The 18100-nt window shown below is 62.7% G+C and carries 16 protein-coding genes; 10 read left to right on the top strand and 6 right to left on the bottom strand.

All coding sequences use genetic code 11. The annotated features are described in order from the left end of the window. Positions 1–10: 10 nt before the first annotated feature. The 3 genes from JNX00_RS12235 to JNX00_RS12245 form a co-directional block, all read right to left on the bottom strand. Positions 11–874: an IclR family transcriptional regulator gene (locus JNX00_RS12235; protein WP_204742453.1), complete on the bottom strand. Its 864-nt coding sequence runs from the start codon at positions 872–874 to the stop codon at positions 11–13. Positions 875–985: 111 nt separating this feature from the next. Then, complete coding sequence (locus JNX00_RS12240) at positions 986–2185, bottom strand: CoA transferase (protein WP_204742454.1); 1200 nt, start codon at positions 2183–2185, stop codon at positions 986–988. Further along, positions 2182–3063 (bottom strand): hypothetical protein, encoded by an 882-nt coding sequence (locus JNX00_RS12245; protein WP_204742455.1) that lies wholly within the window; start codon positions 3061–3063, stop codon positions 2182–2184. The genes JNX00_RS12240 and JNX00_RS12245 overlap by 4 nt, the downstream gene beginning before the upstream one ends. A 155-nt stretch (positions 3064–3218) precedes the next feature. On the opposite strand from JNX00_RS12245, the gene JNX00_RS12250 reads away from it, so the two are divergent. The 10 genes from JNX00_RS12250 to JNX00_RS12295 all read left to right on the top strand — a co-directional run bounded on the left by JNX00_RS12250 (position 3219) and on the right by JNX00_RS12295 (position 14183). After that, on the top strand, positions 3219–3638 hold the full coding sequence (locus JNX00_RS12250; protein ID WP_204742456.1) for a VOC family protein: 420 nt from the start codon (positions 3219–3221) through the stop codon (positions 3636–3638). 40 nt (positions 3639–3678) lie between these two features. Next, complete coding sequence (locus JNX00_RS12255) at positions 3679–4734, top strand: TRAP transporter substrate-binding protein (RefSeq protein ID WP_239478133.1); 1056 nt, start codon at positions 3679–3681, stop codon at positions 4732–4734. Positions 4735–4850: 116 nt separating this feature from the next. After that, positions 4851–6737: a TRAP transporter large permease subunit gene (locus tag JNX00_RS12260; protein ID WP_204742457.1), complete on the top strand. Its 1887-nt coding sequence runs from the start codon at positions 4851–4853 to the stop codon at positions 6735–6737. Positions 6738–6755: 18 nt separating this feature from the next. Then, complete coding sequence (locus tag JNX00_RS12265) at positions 6756–7706, top strand: NAD-dependent epimerase/dehydratase family protein (RefSeq protein WP_204742458.1); 951 nt, start codon at positions 6756–6758, stop codon at positions 7704–7706. An 11-nt stretch (positions 7707–7717) separates the two neighbouring features. Continuing rightward, positions 7718–8488 (top strand): SDR family NAD(P)-dependent oxidoreductase, encoded by a 771-nt coding sequence (locus JNX00_RS12270; protein ID WP_204742459.1) that lies wholly within the window; start codon positions 7718–7720, stop codon positions 8486–8488. A 19-nt stretch (positions 8489–8507) separates the two neighbouring features. Continuing rightward, positions 8508–8849: an antibiotic biosynthesis monooxygenase gene (locus JNX00_RS12275; RefSeq protein ID WP_204742460.1), complete on the top strand. Its 342-nt coding sequence runs from the start codon at positions 8508–8510 to the stop codon at positions 8847–8849. 76 nt (positions 8850–8925) lie between these two features. Continuing rightward, the gene (locus JNX00_RS12280; protein ID WP_239478134.1) at positions 8926–9270 is read left to right on the top strand and encodes a cupin domain-containing protein; all 345 of its coding nucleotides are present in this window, start codon (positions 8926–8928) and stop codon (positions 9268–9270) included. Positions 9271–9491: 221 nt separating this feature from the next. Next, positions 9492–10769: a helix-turn-helix domain-containing protein gene (locus JNX00_RS12285; RefSeq protein ID WP_204742462.1), complete on the top strand. Its 1278-nt coding sequence runs from the start codon at positions 9492–9494 to the stop codon at positions 10767–10769. A gap of 167 nt (positions 10770–10936) precedes the next feature. Continuing rightward, complete coding sequence (locus JNX00_RS12290; RefSeq protein WP_204742463.1) at positions 10937–12670, top strand: GMC family oxidoreductase N-terminal domain-containing protein; 1734 nt, start codon at positions 10937–10939, stop codon at positions 12668–12670. 61 nt (positions 12671–12731) lie between these two features. Next, entirely contained in the window at positions 12732–14183 is a 1452-nt protein-coding gene (locus JNX00_RS12295; RefSeq protein WP_204742464.1) for an aldehyde dehydrogenase, read from the top strand. Positions 14184–14247: 64 nt separating this feature from the next. On the opposite strand, the gene JNX00_RS12300 is transcribed toward JNX00_RS12295, so the two are convergent. From JNX00_RS12300 to JNX00_RS12310, 3 genes are all read right to left on the bottom strand, one after another. Then, positions 14248–16152, bottom strand: a complete 1905-nt coding sequence (locus tag JNX00_RS12300; protein WP_204742465.1) for a sigma-54-dependent Fis family transcriptional regulator — start codon at positions 16150–16152, stop codon at positions 14248–14250. A gap of 168 nt (positions 16153–16320) precedes the next feature. Then, positions 16321–17475 carry an LLM class flavin-dependent oxidoreductase gene (locus tag JNX00_RS12305; protein WP_204742466.1) on the bottom strand — a complete coding sequence of 385 codons (1155 nt, stop codon included), beginning with the start codon at positions 17473–17475 and terminating at the stop codon, positions 16321–16323. Between the two features lie 64 nt (positions 17476–17539). Continuing rightward, positions 17540–18097, bottom strand: a complete 558-nt coding sequence (locus JNX00_RS12310) for a flavin reductase family protein (RefSeq protein WP_204742467.1) — start codon at positions 18095–18097, stop codon at positions 17540–17542. Between the last annotated feature and the right edge of the window lie 3 nt (positions 18098–18100).

Consider the following 18100-nt stretch of genomic DNA (forward strand, 5'->3'; position numbering starts at 1 on the left):
CGGGTGGCGATCAGCGCCCCCTGGCGGGTCGCTTGGAAAGGCCTTCGCGCTCGATGGCATTCAATCCGGTCGACGACACCATGCCGCCGATGCGGGTCGACAGGGTTTTTGCGGCGCTGCCGAGCGCTTCGATCACTTCGGGAATCGACTTGCGCTGCTGCTGGTCCAGCCTTTCCGCGTAAGGGACCGTCAATGCCGCGATCGCGCGGCCTTGCGTATCCAGGATTGGGAAGCTCACGGCCCAGAGACCACGCACCTGAACGCTGGGGATCGACTCGTAACCCGCTACGCGGATCCGATTGAGGATGCTGTCGATCTGGACGTCGGCTTGCTCGGGCCGGCGCTGCAGCGATTCCTCGATGCGCAACTTGGTAGTCTCCTCGTCCTGGAATGCGAGAAGAACTCGGCCCGATGCGGAGATGAGCACGTCGAGTTCAGCGCCAGCGCGCACAGCAAAGCCCATGCCGCTCGGGGTGTCGATCTTGGACAACACGACCTGCTTGCCTTGTCCGTACACCGTCAAATGGCAGGATTGATCAAGTTCGCTGGCAAGGCGCTGCATGATCGGTGTGGCTTCGAACAGCAGTCGATGCGTGGGCGGATTGATGTGTGCCAGCTCGAACAGCTTGGTGGTGATGCCGTAGCTGGTCTCGTCGACCAGCGTGACGTAGTTGCGATTGACCAGGCACGCCAGCATGCGGTAGATCTCGCCGACGCTGCGGCCCAGACGCTGAGCCAGGTCCTTCTGCGAAAGTGGCCCCTCGCTGCGACACAGCGTCTCGAGGATATCCAGGCCCTTTTCGAGCGCCGGTGCCGAATAGGAGCGGCTTTCTGCCTCGGCCAGGGTGCTGGTCTCGTTCGGATCGTCTTTCATCGCATTGCCTCTGTGTATCGGGGTCGCGCCTTCAAGGCGCGGCAGTTGACGCCATTTTCGCTGGACGCTGCAGCGGCCGATTTCACGCGATCGGTTGCGTCGGACATCGGGCTACCCGACCTGGACCGACTCGCTGCCCAGCAGCGCCTGGATTTCCTGGGACGAATAGCCAATCTCCTGGAGCAGGTCCCGCGTGTCAGATCCCCTGGGTTGCGCGGGCGAGCGGCGGGGCAGGTACTGGTCATCGACCCGGATGGACGCTCGAATGGCTGCCGTGCGTCCTTCTGTGGGATGCTGCTCGTAGTCGATAAGGCCGACCGCTTCCAGGTGCGGATCGTGGGGGAGGGTGTCCAGCGTGTGGCAGGGCTGCACGGCGATGTCGGCGTCCCGGAGCAGCTTGAGCCATTCCGCGGTTGTCCGTTGGGTGAGGGGTGCGCCACGGATCTCGAACCATTGAGCGACGTGCTTCGCGCGCGCGGCCACGCTGTTGAAGCGGGGGTCATCCAGCAGGTCATGCCGGCCGGTCACGCTCAGAAAGGCACGCACCTGCGGGTCGGTGTTGATCGTGAACGAGATCCACCCATCTGCCGTCCTGACGGGTTTGTTGTGCGGGCTCAACAGGCGCAAGTCGCCTGGGGGGCCCACGGGTGGGTCGAAGCTGTGCTGCGCCAGGTGTTCCTGCAGCACGAAGGCAGCCATCGTCTCGAACATCGGGACTTCGATGGTGCAGCCAGCACCGCTGACTTGTCGCTGCGTGAGGGCCGCGAGGATGGAGCCGGCCGCGATCTCGCCTGCCACGTGGTCGCAGATCAGCATGGGTACATAGGCTGGTGCACCATCGCGCGCAAGCATCAGGCCGGCCATGCCAGTGGCGCCCTGAACCACGCTGTCGTAAGTGGGCAGCCCCGCGTATGGGCCATCCGTGCCATAGCCGGTGATCAGGCAGTAGATCTTGTCCGGGTGTCGAGCACGCACGGTGGCAGCGTCGATGCCCAGGCGCTCAAGCGCTTGCGGTCGCATGTTGGCCACGATCACGTCGGCCGATGCGATCAGTCGCGCGAGCGCTTCGCGGGCACCGTCCTTCTTGAGGTCGAGACCGATGTTGCGTTTACCGCGGTTGAAGTGCAGGTACGCGCCGGAGTGCTGGCCGGTGGGAGAAATGCCTCCAAGGCCGCGCATCAGGTCGCCTTCGGGCCCTTCGACCTTCACGATCTCCGCGCCGTATTGACCCAGGCGCCACGTGCATACCGGCCCGACGACCACGCTGGTCAGATCGAGTACGCGGATGCCCTTCAGGGGTTCGAAGCTCATTGGACAGTCACCTCCATGTCGACGGCCAGTTGTTGGCGGTCGTCGAATGCTTTCAGATGCCATTGCTCTGAGTCCCTTTGGGCGGTGAGCGTGATGGGTCTATTGCAGTACAGCGGTGCGACATGACGGACCTTCAACGAAGCCGGGATCAGCCCCAGGTCGCGACGCAGGAATTCCGTAAGCAGGAGCGTTGCGAGCCCCCCGTTGACCACGAGATCAGGGAAACCTTCGACAGCGCGCGCATGGTCGCGATCCAGGTGGATTCGATGCGAGTTGAATCCCATCGCCGAGTACTGGAAAAGCAATGTTTCGTCGGGTACGACGGTGGTCTGGTGCTCGGGCCTGCCGAGCAGCCCTGGAATGCTGGCCGGGCTGGAGTGAGTGGCCCGCCGTTGCGAGAGCAGCAGATAGGTCTGCGTTTCCAACAACACCGGGTCGGTCCGGCCTTCGAGGCACAACTCGTGCCCCAAGGTGACGATGGCCATGGGGCCGCCCTCACCATCCTTGTGACGGATCTCTTTCACTGCGCTGGTACGGCGCAGGCTGGCTCCGATGGGGATGTCCGCGTGAAAGGCGACTGTGCGCCCCCCCAGCATCAACTGCGGCAGGCCGAGGTCAGGCATCGGTACCCCGAGCCCGGGAAAGCCATCGGCGCGGAGCTCGGAGCGCCGCGTGTCTGCTCCCAGCAGGATGAATTGCCAGCCGCGTGGCAAGGGTTCGCCGGGCGAGAACCGATCTGGATCGAGGTCCAGCATGGCCGCGATCCGGCGCACGGCGGCGAGGCCGCAGGCCTCTTGCCGGATGGTCGTGGCCGGCTTCGGGGCGCCAGGCGCAGGGGGAGTGTGATTACTCATGGATGCATAAAAAATTGCATCCATGAAGTCTAACGGCAAGAAAGCGGCGGTAGGAGGCGAAAGTACGCCCTAGGTGTTTTCACCTATGATGCTTTATTTTCACTGATGAATCGCCTATGCTGGCGGCCTGCGTTCGTTTGCAGCGCCTTTTTCAACCCACCACACCGCCGAAGGACCCCATGAATTTCAAGTTCCACCACCTCAACCTGTGCACCGACAGCTTGCCGCGCTTGACCAAGTTCTATCAGACGCTGTTCGACCTCGGCACCATCAAGGACGAGGAGCACACCCGGGTCGATGCCAACAGCGATCGCACGGGCTACAACGGCAAAGTCGACTTCCTGAGCGACGGTGCAATCGAGTTCCACTGGGCCGAACGCGATCTGAACACCGGTTTCAAGATGAAGCAGTTCGTCAATCCCATGGCCCGGGGCCACTTCTGCTTCCGCACCGACGACATCAAGGGCTTCATGCGCAAGTGCGACGAACTCGGCATTCGCTACTCCGACTACGGCAAGTGGGCCATTGCCGGCTGGCATCAGGTGTTCCTTCAGGACCCCGATGGCAACGTGATCGAAGTCCATCAGCCCAACCTCTGATCCCCCCTCCCAACCCCGACAACCGATCCAGGAGACAACCGTGACCCAAGCCATCCAGATTCCATCCGATCAAGCACTGCGCGGATCCAGCCGCCGCACCCTGCTCAAGCAGTTCGCCGGGGCGGCCGCTGTTTCGCTGGCGCCCGGCGCCGTGTTGGCACAGGGTGCCGGCAAGATCACCATGAAGATCGCCATCTCCATTCCAGACAGCCACCCGACCACGGTTGCCCTGAAGGCCGCATGCGCAGAGATCCTCAAGGAGTCGAATGGCCGTCTGGCGATCGACGTGTATCCGAATGGCCAGCTGGGAAGCGACACGGACACCGTGTCGCAAGTACGATCCGGCGCCATCGACTTCGTCTGCACGGCCGGCACGATCTGGGGCAACCTGGCGCCAGTGACCTCCATCAATACGCTCGCTTTTGCGTTCCCGGACTACGCCACGGTCTGGCGCGCGATGGATGGCGAACTCGGCGCCCATATTCGCACCGCCTTCGACAAAGTGAACCTGGTGCCGGTGGGCAAGGTGTATGACCACGGCTTCCGGCAGATCACGAATTCGGCCAAGCCGATCAACACGCCGAAGGATCTTGCTGGCATGAAGATCCGCGTGCCGGCCAGCCCCATCATGACCACGATGTTCAAGGGTCTGGACGCCTCGCCGACCACGGTGCCGATCGGTGAGCTCTACACCGCTTTGCAGACCAAGGTCGTGGACGGTCAGGAGAACGCCCTGCCGACGATCGAGTCGACCAAGGTCTACGAGGTGCAGAAGTACTGCTCATACACCTCACACGTCTGGGATTGCTTCACGCTGGTGGGCAACAAGCGCAACTGGAGTGCGCTGCCCGACGATTTGCGCGCACTGGCAACGCGCATCTTCGATGCACACGCCGTCAAGCAGCGCGCTGCACACGAGACGCTCAACGCCACGCTCGAGGCCAAGCTGAAGTCAGCCGGCATGCAGTTCAACACTGTCGACGGCAAACCCTTCCGGGACGTCCTTCAGAAGTCCGGCTACTACGCCGAATGGCAGAAGAAGTTCGGCCCGGAGGCCTGGGCCATTCTCGAGAAGTACTGCGGAAAGCTGGCCTGACGCCAAGGCATTGACGCAATTCAACGACGAGGGGGCGTACCCGCCCGCGCCACGCGGCCAGGGTCACGTCTCCTCGGTCTGAGTTCGCCCAGAGCACGTCCCTTGCGGGGGCGCCCATGACACAAGCCAGCCTGACCACCGCCGTGACCGCCGATCAACTGGAAGCCGATCCGCCTGACGAGAGCGCGATCAACAAAACCCTCAACCGGTGGATCGCCCCCATAGAGGCGATCTCGGCCGCACTGATGGTGGCGATCGTGCTGATGCTGTTCAGCGGCGTCGCCATGCGCTACCTGTTTCACCACCCGATCGGGTGGATCGATGAAGCAGTGTCGCACGCCTTCATCTGGGTTGCCATGCTGGGTGCGGTGCTGGCCATGCACCGCAACGAGCACCTGCGCCTGACCATGTTCGTGGACCGCATGCCGCCGCGAATGCGCGGCCTGGTGCACGCGTTCGCGATCGTGGCCATCGCTGCGTTTCTCGTGGGATTGATCGGACCTGCTATCGAGCACGTCGAGTCGGAGTGGGTCATGACATCACCGGCCCTGGAGATTCCGGGCGGTGTGCGGGTGGCTGCGATCGCGACCGGCTTGATCCTGATGTTGGTCATCGTGGCGGTGTACTCCCTCAAGACAGTGACCAAGAGCAACCTGGTCATTGCCATTGCGGGGGTGAGCGCGTTCGTGTCTGTGTGCCTGTGGCTGGCCCCGCAGTTTGCCCAGCTGGGCCTGCTCAACATCCTGATCTTCCTGACCGGCCTGGTGGCGCTGTGTCTTGTGGCAGGCGTACCCATCGCATTCTGCTTTGGCTGCGGGGTGATGGCGTTCCTTGCCTTTTCCACCAACGTGCCGCTGGTTGTCATGGTGGGCCGCATCGATGAGGGCATGGCCAGCATCGTTCTGGTGTCGGTTCCGATCTTTGTGCTGCTTGGATGCGTGCTCGACGCGACAGGCATGGGCAAGGCCATCGTGGATCTGCTGGCCTCACTCATCGGTCACGTCAAGGCGGGCATGTCCTATGTGCTGCTGGGGTCGCTGTTCATAGTCTCCGGCATCTCGGGTTCGAAAGTCTCCGACATGGCGACGGTCGCGCCAGCACTCTTTCCGGAGATGAAACGCAGGGGCAACAAGCGACCCGAGATGGTGGCGTTGCTCGCCACAGGTGCTGCCATGGCCGACACCGTGCCACCCAGCATCGTTCTCATCGTTCTGGGCTCGGTCGCCGGGGTCTCCATCGCTGGCCTGTTCGAAAGCGGCTTTGTGGTGGCGATGGTGCTCCTGCTGGCCTTGCTGGTCCTCGCTCGCTGGAAAGCCCGCAAGGAGGAAACCGGTAGCGTGAAGCGCCCCTCCATGAAGGTGATCGGTCGCCTCGCACTCATTGCTGCTCCGGCCCTGGTGCTGCCTTTTCTCATCCGAAGTGCCGTGGGGGGTGGCGTGGCCACAGCCACCGAGGTATCGACCATCGCCGTGCTGTACGCCATGCTGATCGGCCAGGTGCTGTACGGTGGCATTGGCTGGAAGCGCCTGTACGCAATGCTGGTGGAGACCGCCGCACTCAGCGGCGCCATCCTGCTCATCCTGGGTACTGCGGCAGCGATGGCCTGGGCCATCACGCAAAGCGGCGTGGTTCAGGAACTCTCCCAGTTCCTCACCACCCTTCCAGGCGGCTGGATCACCTTCATGGGGGTCACGATTCTCGTGTTCCTGGTGCTGGGCTGCCTGCTGGAGGGCCTGCCGGCGGTGTTGCTGCTGGCACCCATCATGTTCCCGATTGCCAAGAAGCTGGGCATTCACGAAATCCACTACTCGATGGTAATCGTGTGCGCCATGAACATTGGTTTGATGATGCCCCCCATCGGCGTGGGCTTCTACGTCGCCTGCCGCATCGGCGACGCCAAGCCGGACGAGGTGATGGTTGCCATCTGGCCCTATATCGCGGCACTCCTGGTGGGTGTGGTTGTGATCGCGCTCTTTCCGTGGTTCTCCACTTTCATGCTGTAACCGCAGGGAGCACATTCCGTGAACATCTTCATCACCGGTGCTGGTGGCTACATCGGCGGTTCCGTTGCCCATGCCTTGCTTGCAGCAGGTCACCGCATACGCGGTCTCACGCGCGCAAAGCAGTCCGCAGAGCGGATGGAAGCACTTGGCATCACGCCGGTCATTGGAACGCTGGATGACGCAGAGCTGCTTGCCAGCGAAGCGCGCGCCAGCGACGGCGTGATCAACACCGCCAGCGCCGACCACGCGGGTGCGGTGCAAGCCCTGATCGGCGGATTGATTGGCTCTGGAAAGCCCTTTCTTCACACCAGTGGCTCCAGCGTGATTGGCGACGACGTTCGAGGAAGCAGGCGCTCCGAACAGGTGTTCGACGAGGACACGCCATTCGTGGTGAGCCCGCTGAAGCGCGCCCGGCGGGAACTCGACCTGCATGTGCTCGCAGCCGCCCAGCGGGGCGTGCGCTCGGCGGTGATCTGCCCGAGCAACATCTATGGCGTGGGTCACGGATTGAACCCGAACAGCGTCCAGATTCCCTTCCTCGTCGAGAACGCGCTGGCTCACGGGGCCGTGCAGCTCGTGGGGACGGGGCAGAACGTCTGGTCGAATGTCCATATCGACGACGTCGTGACGCTGTACCTGCTGGCCTTGGAGAAGGCTCCCGCTGGCGCTTTCTATTTCGCGGAGAACGGTGAGGCTTCGTTCCAGGACCTGGGGGAGGCCATCCGCCTGCGCCTGGGCCTTTCCCGCATCGACGCCATCGACCCGGAGGAGGCCGCCGCCCGATGGGGTGAGGCCAAGGCCTACTACACCCTGGGCAGCAACAGCCGGGTGCGTGCCAAACGCGCACGCGAGGAGCTGGGCTGGAGGCCGCGGCATGGCTCGGTGATCCGCTGGATCCAGAGCGAGATGCCGATCGATCTCAATGCAACCGCGAGCGCTGCTTCTTCAGCATCGAATTTTCAATCGTGACAAGGTATTCCATGCTTCTTCAAGACAAGGTTTGTGTGATCGTGGGGGCAGGATCGCTTCGAGGCATTGGTTATGCCACTGCCGAACTGTGCGCTGAGCACGGTGCAATGCTGGTAGTAGTCGACATCGCAATGAATGATGTTTTGCTGGCCAGCTTCAAGACATCCATTCAGGACAGGCTGCAAAGGGGCATCCAGATCGATGGCATGCGATGCGACATCGGCAATGCTGACGACTGCGAACGCCTGGTTCAGGATGTGCTGGCTCGCCATGGGACCGTCGACTGCCTCATCAACACGGCGGCCATTGTCAAGTCTCAGCCGTTCCTAGACATCAACGCCAAGGACCTGGAGCTGATGCTCGGGGTGAACCTGAAGGGCGCCTTCCACTTGTGCCAGAGCTTTCTGAAGGTGTTCTCCGAACGACGAACGGGTTCCATCGTCAACGTGGCCTCGGTGGCAGCCCAGCGGGGCGGCGGTCTCGTGGGTGGGGCGCATTACGCAGCCTCCAAGGGGGGCGTCATCAGCCTGACACGCACCATCGCACGTGAGTTCGGCCCGCTGGGTATCCGTGCCAACGTGGTCTGCCCGTCAATGACCGAGACCGGCATGATCGATGGCATGTCGGATGCGCAGTATCAAGACATCGTATCCGCGATTCCGCTGCGCAGAGCCGCCAAACCCCGCGAAGTGGCGGGTGCATGCCTATTCCTCGCCTCCGACCTGTCCGCTTACGTCACCGGCGCCACAATCGACGTCAACGGTGGCAGCCACATTCATTGATGGCGAAACGGAGCGAACCATGATCCTTGAGGTCGCTGACATTCGTGTGCTGCCAGGGCACCAGGCTGAATTCGAGTATGCCGCGCAACTCGGGCTCACCACCGTGTTTCCCAAGGCCAAGGGCTTTCGGGGGCATCAAGTGCGGCACAGCATCGAGTCACCCGAGCGCTACGTGCTTCTTCTCGAATGGGAAGCCCTTGAAGACCACACAGTGGGTTTTCGTGAGTCCCCCTTGTTCCACGAGTGGCGCGATCTCGTGAAGGCGCACTTCGCCGAACCTCCTCATGTCGAGCACTTCACTTTGGTCGGCGCAGCCGATACGCGTGACGCCTTGCGTGATCAACCGTTTCTCTTCATGTGAGATTAACGTGACTCAGAAAAGCCTGCACTTCCTGCCTTTCGCTTCGTTGCCCGCCATTTCGCGCGGAAAGGGCATCGTGAACTACCTGATCGCCACCAAGAAGACCGGGGCTCGGGTGGTGCATACGGGAATTTCTGAGCTACCTGTGGGCGTACCGGTTCCACGTCATTCGCACAACGCCGAAGAGCAAGTCACTGTGCTGGAGGGCAAGGTCAAGATCATGCTAGGAGACCAGGAGCAGATCTGCGAACGCTTCGACTCGACCTTCATTTCCGCCGGCGTGGAGCATGAACTGGTCAATGTGGGCGAGGAGACGGCTTATGTACTGGTGGTCTATGGCTCTTCCGCAGTCAATCGGACCTTCGCTGCTACTGGTGAGACGGTCGGCATAGGTTCCCCTGAAGACCGATTCGCGACCTGACGGAGCGTTGCCGGTTGAAGGGTCGCCTGTCGGCTGGTTCGTGAGAGAGCGGCCAGGCGTCGCTCGATGCTGCTGCGCAGCATCACTGCATGTGATGAGCACTATTTCCAGTGAGTGGTTGTGGCGTCACCCAACTCGCATCAGGATAGGGGACGGCACCGGCACGCATCAATCGATGCGTGACCTGCAGGGCCTTTCCAGGGTTTGCGCCCATGCGAAGCATGACTCCTTCATCGATCTTCTACACGTCACACAGTGAACGCGTGGAGCTGGCGCGCCGGCGCTACTTCGAGGAGGGAGAGACACCGTCCGGGGCCATCAGCGAGGCCGTCTTCCAGTCATGGGCGCGCTGTCAGCGACTGCATGCAGGGCCCGCCGGCCGGGTGGAGTTCGAGCCGGTCACCAAGAGCCGTGCGCACCTCGCATTACAGAAGAACCGCTCGCTGATCGAGGCCTGGAAGGCCGAGCTACCTCAAATGGAGGCCATGCTTCGCTCCACCTCATGTGCGGCCATGTTGACGGACGCCACCGGGGTGCTCGTGGGATCGACCTGCGCAGGCAGATCGCACGAGCACATCATGCCGGTGGCCACCCGAATCGGAGTGAACCTCTCTGAAGAAGCCGTAGGCACGACAGCGCCCGGTGTGGTGACGCGCACCGGGCAGCCGGTCAGTGTGATCGGTGGGGAACATTTTTTCGAATCCGTGAAGGTGATGCATTGCTCGGCGGCGCCGATCCGGGATACCCATGGCCGGCTGGCCGGCGTGCTCGATCTTTCGAGCGAAGTCATGCAATTCGGGTTCGACGCCGCCTCCGTGGTAGGGCTGTTTGCGGCATCGATTGAAAACAGGCTTCTCGTGGCCAGTTCAACCGATCACCTGGTCGTTCGCATGCAGGTGGCGCCAGCCTTGCTGGAGGCACCCACGGTTGGCTTGATCGGGATTGACGGTCTTGGCCAGATGGCGTGGAGCAACGGTGTGGCCCGCAGACTGCTCGGCATGACCGATATGCCGCCGGATGCCGATGCAAGATCTGTCGAGGCTGTGCTGGGTGTGAGCCTGGGTCAGCTGCTGGCTTGCCTGGGTGATCAGGCCCAGATCTTGAAACTGCCCAGCGGGCTTCAAACCTGGATCAAGGCAGAGCTGCATGCCTCTGACGGGCATGTGCGTGCGATGACCACACGCACTGCTGCGGTTCCTGTGCCATCCGTCATTGCGAGCGATCAAGGCGCGGTGTCGTTTGACGACCCTCCGATCGAGATAGCCAGTGAGGCGCCCGCGATGCCGATCATGGCCGAGGCACGACCTTCCGAAGCGGAGTCGATCGATCGTCCGCAGAAGGTCTGCGCGGCAGAAAGCCTGCGCGAGGTGGATCTCGATCTGATCCGCCGAACCTTGCTTGAGTGTGAGGGCAACGTCAGCCGTGCCGCCAAGAAGCTTCGCGTGTCGCGGGGCCTCATCTACCGCCGACTCCGGCAAAAGGATCAGGCCGCAAGCTGATCAGCGCGGTCGGGGACGGTTCCTTTTCCACTGTTCCGTTCCAGAACAGCCGGGTACTCAAGGGAAAACCCGATGTTCATCGCGTGGTGGGTCTCTCGTTAGTGTGCGACCCGTGCAGCAACAGGTGACTGCACGGCGTTCACCGAACATCAACGAGAGACACCACCATGATTTTCCCTTCGTTACCACCGTCGGCGTGCGATGACGTCCTAGAGCGGATGGAGCGCGCGTATCTGGGCGGACGACTGAGTCGCCGCGGTTTCATGCAGGCTGCCGTTGCAGCGGGCGTGATGTCAAGCTCGCTGTCCGCATGGGCTGATCAGCTCGAGGCCATTCGAGCCAACCAGAACCAACGTGCCAAATCGCTGCAACCCAAGTACGACTACATCGTTGTCGGTACCGGCAGCGCAGGATCCGCACTGGTAGGGCGCCTTGCCGCCGCCAAGCCCAATGCGACGATCCTCGTGGTCGAGGCTGGCGACTGGGACACTGCACCCTCGGTGCTCAACCCAGGTGTCTGGTTCACCAACCTGGGCAGCGAGCGCGACTGGCAGGACGTGGCCATTCCTGCCACCAGCACGAACGGGCGTGCCATCCCCGAACACATGGGCAAGGTCGTGGGTGGCGGCAGCAGCATCAACGCGACGATCTGGGCGCGTCCGTTCAAGAACGACCTCGATCACTGGGCATCGGAAAGCGGGGACGCCAAGTGGGGCTATGAGCACGGCCTGTCCATCTACCGCCGCATGGAGAACTGGCAAGGCAAGCCTGATGCCCGCTACCGCGGCAAGGGTGGCCCCGTGTGGTGCCAGCCGGCTAACAATCCGCACCCGCTCGCGCCGGCCATGCTCAACGCCTGCCGCAGCCTGGGCATGCCCGTGCTCGACGACCTCAATGGCCGTCGGGAGGAGGGCGCCGGCGGCTTCGCCCTGATGAACCAGATCATTCGAGACGGTCAGCGCCAGAGCATGGCGAGGTCCTATCTCTATCCGGTGCTGGCACAGAAGAACGTCACGCTGCTCGTCAAGACGCACGTTGATCGCCTGATGTTCGCAGGAACCCGTGTCACCGGCGTGCAGCTGTCTGGCGCGGCAGGCACCCGGTCGATCCAGGCGGGATCCGAAGTGATCCTCTGCTCGGGGGGCATCAACACGCCCAAACTGCTCATGCTCAGCGGTATCGGCAATGAGGCCCACCTGCGCGAGCACCAGATCAAGACGGTGGTGCATTCGCCTGACGTGGGTGAGCACTTCCAGGATCATCTGCTGCACGGGGGATGCCTTTGGGAACCCAGAGAGCACATGCCCCATCGCAACAGCGCTGCCAACGCGTCGGGCTTCATCAAGAGCGATGCCTCGCTGGCAGCTCCAGACCTCAACCTGGTGCAGATCGAGTTGCCCTATGCAAGCGATGTCGTGGGCAAGCAGTTCACACCACCCAACACCAGTTGGGCACTTTGCGCCGGTTTGGTGGCACCCAAGAGCCGTGGGGCAGTCCGCTTGCGCTCCGCGAATGCCGCGGACCGGCCAATCGTCGATGCCCGCTTTCTCAGTCACCCGGACGACGTCAAGGCGCTGGCGCATGGTATCGAGGTGGCGCGCGAGATCGGCAACTCGGCAGCCATGCGCGACTTCGTCAAACGCGAGGTTGCGCCGGGCAGGAAGCTGAGTGGCAAGGAGATGGAGGACTTCGTGCGCAACGGCGCCACCACGTACTTCCACCAGGCCGGGACCTGCCGCATGGGCAAGGACGACAAAGCCGTGGTCGATGCCCAGCTGCGCGTGAAAGGCGTGCAAAACCTGCGCATCGCCGACAGCTCGATCATGCCTCGGATCGCCGCCGTGGCCACCATGGCCTCCTGCGCACTCATTGGCGAACGCATGGCCGAGATCCTGAGCTGAGCGAAGCCCAAACATCACCCCTTGACCCCATTTTCTTGAGACCCCAACTGGAGAACCCATCATGGAAGCCCAACTGTTGATCGACAACGAAGCCCGTTCCGCCAAAGGTGGCGCTACGTTCGAGCGCGTGCATCCCACCAGCGGTCAAGTGGTCACGCGCGCCGCCGCCGGCAGCGTGGAAGACGCGATCTCCGCAGTCGAGTCCGCATCCACCGCCTACAAGACCTGGCGCCACTCGGCGCCGTCGGAGCGACGCCGCATTCTCTTGAAGGCTGCTGATGCGCTGGAGGCCAAGACGCCCGCCTTCATCGAAGCCATGGCCGCCGAGGTGGGCGCCTCCGCTCTGTGGGCCGGCTTCAACGTCTTCCTGGCGGCGAACCTGTTCCGCGAAGCCGCGTCGCTTGCGACGCAGGTTCAGGGCGAGACCATCCCCACCGACAAACCCGGCACGCTATCGATGACGGTTCGCCAACCGGTGGGTGTTGTGCTTAGCATCGTGCCCTGGAACGGGCCGGTCGTCCTCGCCGCACGTGCCATCGCCTATCCCATCGTGTGTGGCAATACCGTGGTGTTCCGTGCCTCCGAGGCCAGTCCGCGTACGCACATGCTGGTTGCCGAAGCGCTGGTGGAGGCGGGCCTGCCCAACGGGGTTCTGAACTTCCTCACCAACGCGCCGAGCGATGCGCCCCAGGTGATCGATGCGCTGATCGCGCACAAGGCTGTGCGACGCGTCAACTTCACGGGTTCCACCCGCGTCGGCCGCATCATTGCGCAGAAAGCCGCAACCCAGCTCAAGCGCTGCCTGTTGGAGCTCGGCGGCAAGTCACCCCTGGTGGTTCTTGATGACGCCGACATCGACGAAGCGGTGAAGGCAGCTGTGTTCGGGTCATTCCTGTACCAGGGGCAGATCTGCATGTCGACTGAGCGCATCGTGGTTGACGAGTCGATTGCGGACGTGTTTGTTTCCAAGTTTGCGGCTGCCGCCAAGGCCTTGTCGGTGGGTGATCCGATGAAGAATGGCCAGTGCGTCATCGGCCCCATGGTGACCCGTGAATCGGGCCCGCGCCTGAACGCCTTGCTGGACGACGCGCTGTCCAAGGGCGCCAAGCTGGCCTGCGGAGGCAAGGCCAATGGTGCAGAGATGCCAGCAACCATCGTGGACCATGTCAAGCCCGGCATGAAGATCTTCGACGAAGAAACCTTCGGTCCGGTGACGACCGTGGTGCGTGTGAAAGGCGCGCAGGAGGCCATTGCCGTGGCTAACGATACCGCCTATGGCTTGTCCGCAGGCGTGTTCGGCAAGGACGTGATGCGCGCGCTCGATGTGGCGATGCAGATTGAGACCGGCTCTGTGCACGTCAACGGGGCCACGGTGCAGAACGAAGCGCAGGCACCCTATGGTGGTACCAAGGACAGCGGCTACGGACGCTTCGATGGTCGAGCCGTCATCGATGAATTCACCGAACTCAAGTGGATCACGCTGGAGCCGCTGAAGCAGCAATACCCGGTCTGATCGCAGACGCGACGATTTGACGATAGTCCGGCGGGCATCCATGGCCCGCCGGACTTTTTTTCGCTCAGCGGGTATCGGAGCGTGAGATCTTCAGATCTCGGAGGCGTCGATGCAGGGTCGCGCGCGACATGCCCAGATACCGGGCCGCAAGGGTTACGTTCCACTCCATCTGCACAAGGGCATCCCGGATGGTTGATGCGTTGCGTGTTCGTACCTTCGGCAAGCCAATGTCATCTGTTCGATCTCGGGTCTCGGCGATACCCTCCCGCTGGTGCAGCTGGGGCGGCAGGTCTTCCAGCTCCACGCATGCGCCTTCGTGGATCGCCAAGACGTAGCGCGCTACATGCTGCAGTTCGCGTATGTTGCCGGGCCAACGGTAGTTCGCCAGGGCATCCTGAGCAACGGGGGAGAGGCGCGGAACTTGAGCACCGATCTCTTCGGCCACTCGCTTGAAAACGCGTTGTATGAGTTCCTCGAGGTCGTCGCGCTCACGCAAGGGTGGCAGCGCCAGCGAGGCGCCCTGGATCCGGTAAAACAGGTCGTCGCGGAAGCGCTTGTCCTGCACCATGGCATGGATGTCCCGCAGGCTGGCCGACACCAGGCTGAAGTTGACGCGCACGGGCTGGGTCGCCCCAATCGGAACGAATTCGCGGTCGGACAATACTTGCAGGAAGCGACTTTGCAGATCGAGCGGCATATCCCCGATTTCGTCCAGGAACAGAGTGCCGCCATCGGCCTCCAGGATACGACCGCGGGAGCCACTCCTGGAAGCGCCCGTGAACGCGCCAGGTCGATAGCCAAAGAGCTCACTCTCGATCAACTCGGCAGGCAGCGCAGCGCAATTGATGGCCACAAACGGACCTGCGGCGTTGGGACCAGCCTCGTGAAGAGCGCGTGCCAGCATCGTCTTACCCGAACCGCTTTCGCCCTGTAACAGCAAAGGCACGCCACGATCGAAAAGGCGTCGCGCCTTGTGCAGGCGGTTGATGGCCAGCGGGTCGCTGCCAGCAAAGTCTTCGACACACAGTCTGCCGGCAGAAGCCGATCCCTTACGCAGCACGGGGACGGGCGTCGCGTGCCGCTTGCTGCGGTCGTCGTGCCGGCCGAACTGCACCGACGTGTCCGCGAGACGGATGCCAACGCGACCCATGCGCGTCCGGATGGACGGAACGGGACTGCGCAGCAATCTCCCCAGTTCCTCGGGATCGTCCACGCCTGGTAACCGATGGCCAATCAGACTGTCATGGATACCAAGAATGCGGCAGGCGGCGGGCGTTGCATCCACCACCCTGGCATGGTCGTCCAAGGCGACGCGTGCCTCGCCAGCGGGGTCGCAGAAATCGTCGTGTGGCGAGAGCCGCAACACGATATGCCCCGCACAGCGGATATCGAACACCCGGTTCTCGATGCGGCGAGCCGAGTTTTGAACCACTTCGCGTGCGATCGCGTGAACGGTCCGACTCGATGGCTTCAGCGAAGAAACATTGAGGACGGCCTGGAGTTGTCCGCCTCTGCCGAAGATGGGCGCAACAGTGCACGAGATGCTGGACAGGCGCGTTGCAAAGTGATCGTCCATGACCACGGAGACGGGGGCTCGTTCCTGAAGGCAAAGACCGATACCGTTCGTTCCTTGCGATTCTTCTCGCCAGATCGAACCCGGCAGGATTCGCGCTGCAGCGCAGGCCGCGTCCAGACTGGGGTCGCAACGCATCACCATCAGTGTGCCGGTCGCGTCGGCCAGCATCAGCAGGTGGACGTGATCCGACAGTTGCTGGAATAGCCGGTCGATTTCCCCTCGGGATATCGCTGCCAGTTCTTCCGTCGGTGCACAGGCAAAGCCGAACTCTGCATGTGTGAGCACATCAGGATCTGGCACGCGGTCTGGCTCGAGGTGGTGAACACTCAGGCACCGTTCCCACGATGCATTGACCGCGGGCAGACGATCGGCTTCCCCCGGTTGGGAATCCATGACGGTTCTCGTGTGCTGGTGAACGCCCATGACAGTGCCTTGCATGGTCAAGCTGCTCGACTCGCCATATTGCTATGGCGGCGATGCATGAACCATAGGGTTTCCCCCTCGCATTGGCCGACGGGAGCCGGTGTTGCCAGCCCCCGTCATCGTGAGGCGAACGTTCCGTCAGGCCTGTGTCGCTACGGCCCGGTCGTGCGAGCGTGCGGTAGCCTGTTGCGGGGCGCGCTGGCCAATTCCCTTGCGAACGGACGGCATGACTTCGGACGCCAGGCGCGACATGGTCTCCCACTCCCAGGCCTTGTTGGGGCCCGAGCCGTCCATCGACGCCATGAGCAGCGTGTGGAAGGGGCCGGTGCGCTCGCGGAAGGCGAGGATCTTCTCGACCACGGTGGCCGGCGAACCGTAGATCACCATGCTGTCGATGAGCGACTCGACCGTGATGTCGTCGTCGCGCTGCTTCGGGTCGTCCTTCATCACGGCGGTGTAGTCCACGGCCTTGAGAACGCGCCACAGGTAGTCGAAGTAGTAGTAGTTGCTGCCCTCGGGATTCATGGCGCGGTCCCTGGCTTCGGCGTCGCTGGAGGCGATCAGGATGTTCCTGGCGACACGCCAGTCGCTGCCCGTGGGCTCGCGGCCCACCGCCTCACAGCCTTCGACGTACTTCTTCCAGTGGCTCTTGATCGAGTACTCGGGGCAGAAGTTGGCGCTCATCGGGCCGAAGCCGCGCATCGCAGCTGTCTTCACGCTGTCGGAGAAGGGCGACATGGCCGTCATCGTGATCTCGGGATGCGGCTTCTGGTAGGGCTTGGGCATGAAGCCGACGCCCAGTTCCTCGATCACCATCTGCTTGAGCGACAGCGCCCAGTGCTTTCCCGGAATGTCGTACGGTGGATCCTGGCTCCAGAGCTTCAGGATGGTGTCGATGGATTCCATCATCCGTTCGCTGCGGTAAGCGTTGTCCAGCACCTGGAACAGCTCCATGTCGCTGGCAAGGCCGCCCGGGCCGATGCCGAAGAGCAGGCGGCCTTTGCTCAGGTGGTCGAACTGGGCCACCTCGGCCGCCACGATGGCAGGGTGGTGATTCGGCAGCGCGATGACGCCGGTGCCGAACTTGATGCGCTTGGTCTGGCGGATCAGCGAGGCCATGAACATCAGGGGCGATGCCACCGGTTCGGTGGTACACGACATGTGTTCACCGACCCAGAACTCGTCGAAACCGAGTTGATCGGCGTAGATGACCTTCTCCGAGTCCTCCTCCAGCGTGTCCCACATCGGGCGACCGGGAGGGTGCAAGGGCATGGCAAACATTCCGAGTTTCATGGGTTGTCTCCTTCAGAGGGCAGCGTTGAAATGAGCGATGCAGGCATCGCGGACGGGGAATGGATCAGGTTGGTGAGAGGGACACGCATTGGCCCGCCAACCAGACCATTGGCAGGCGTTGCGCGTCGTCGCCCGTGGGCAGAACGACGTCCAGCACACGCGCCAGAAACAAGGTGTGGGTGGCGTGTTCGATGGCGGTCTCGACTTCGGCAAAGGCGACCGCGCTGGCTTGTGCGTGCCAGGGAAGGCGGCCTTCGGGATTGCCCTGAACGTTCTGCCATCCGTCCGATTCAAAGCGCTGGTGTTTGAGCTCGCTTCGCGAGAAGGGCGTCAGCAGCGGTTGCTGCTCCTGCGACAGGAAGTTGACGCACAGGCGTTTCGTGGCCTTCGCGACTGGGTTCAAGCCCGCACCGCGATTGATGGCGACCAGCAAGGTGGGCGGCGACATCGAGACCGAGATCACCGCTGATGCCGCCATGCCATGAGGCTGGCCTTCATCGTCCCTGCTGGTGACGATGGTGACGGCCGATGGCACCTTGCGCATGGCCGCTTTGAACACGGCCTCCACGCTGGCGCATGGTTCCACCGGCGCGACTCGTTCGAGCACTTCACAACTGGACATGGT

This window comes from Hydrogenophaga sp. YM1 (genome assembly GCF_016903055.1).
In the GTDB taxonomy this organism is placed as follows: Bacteria; Pseudomonadota; Gammaproteobacteria; order Burkholderiales; family Burkholderiaceae_C; genus Hydrogenophaga; species Hydrogenophaga borbori.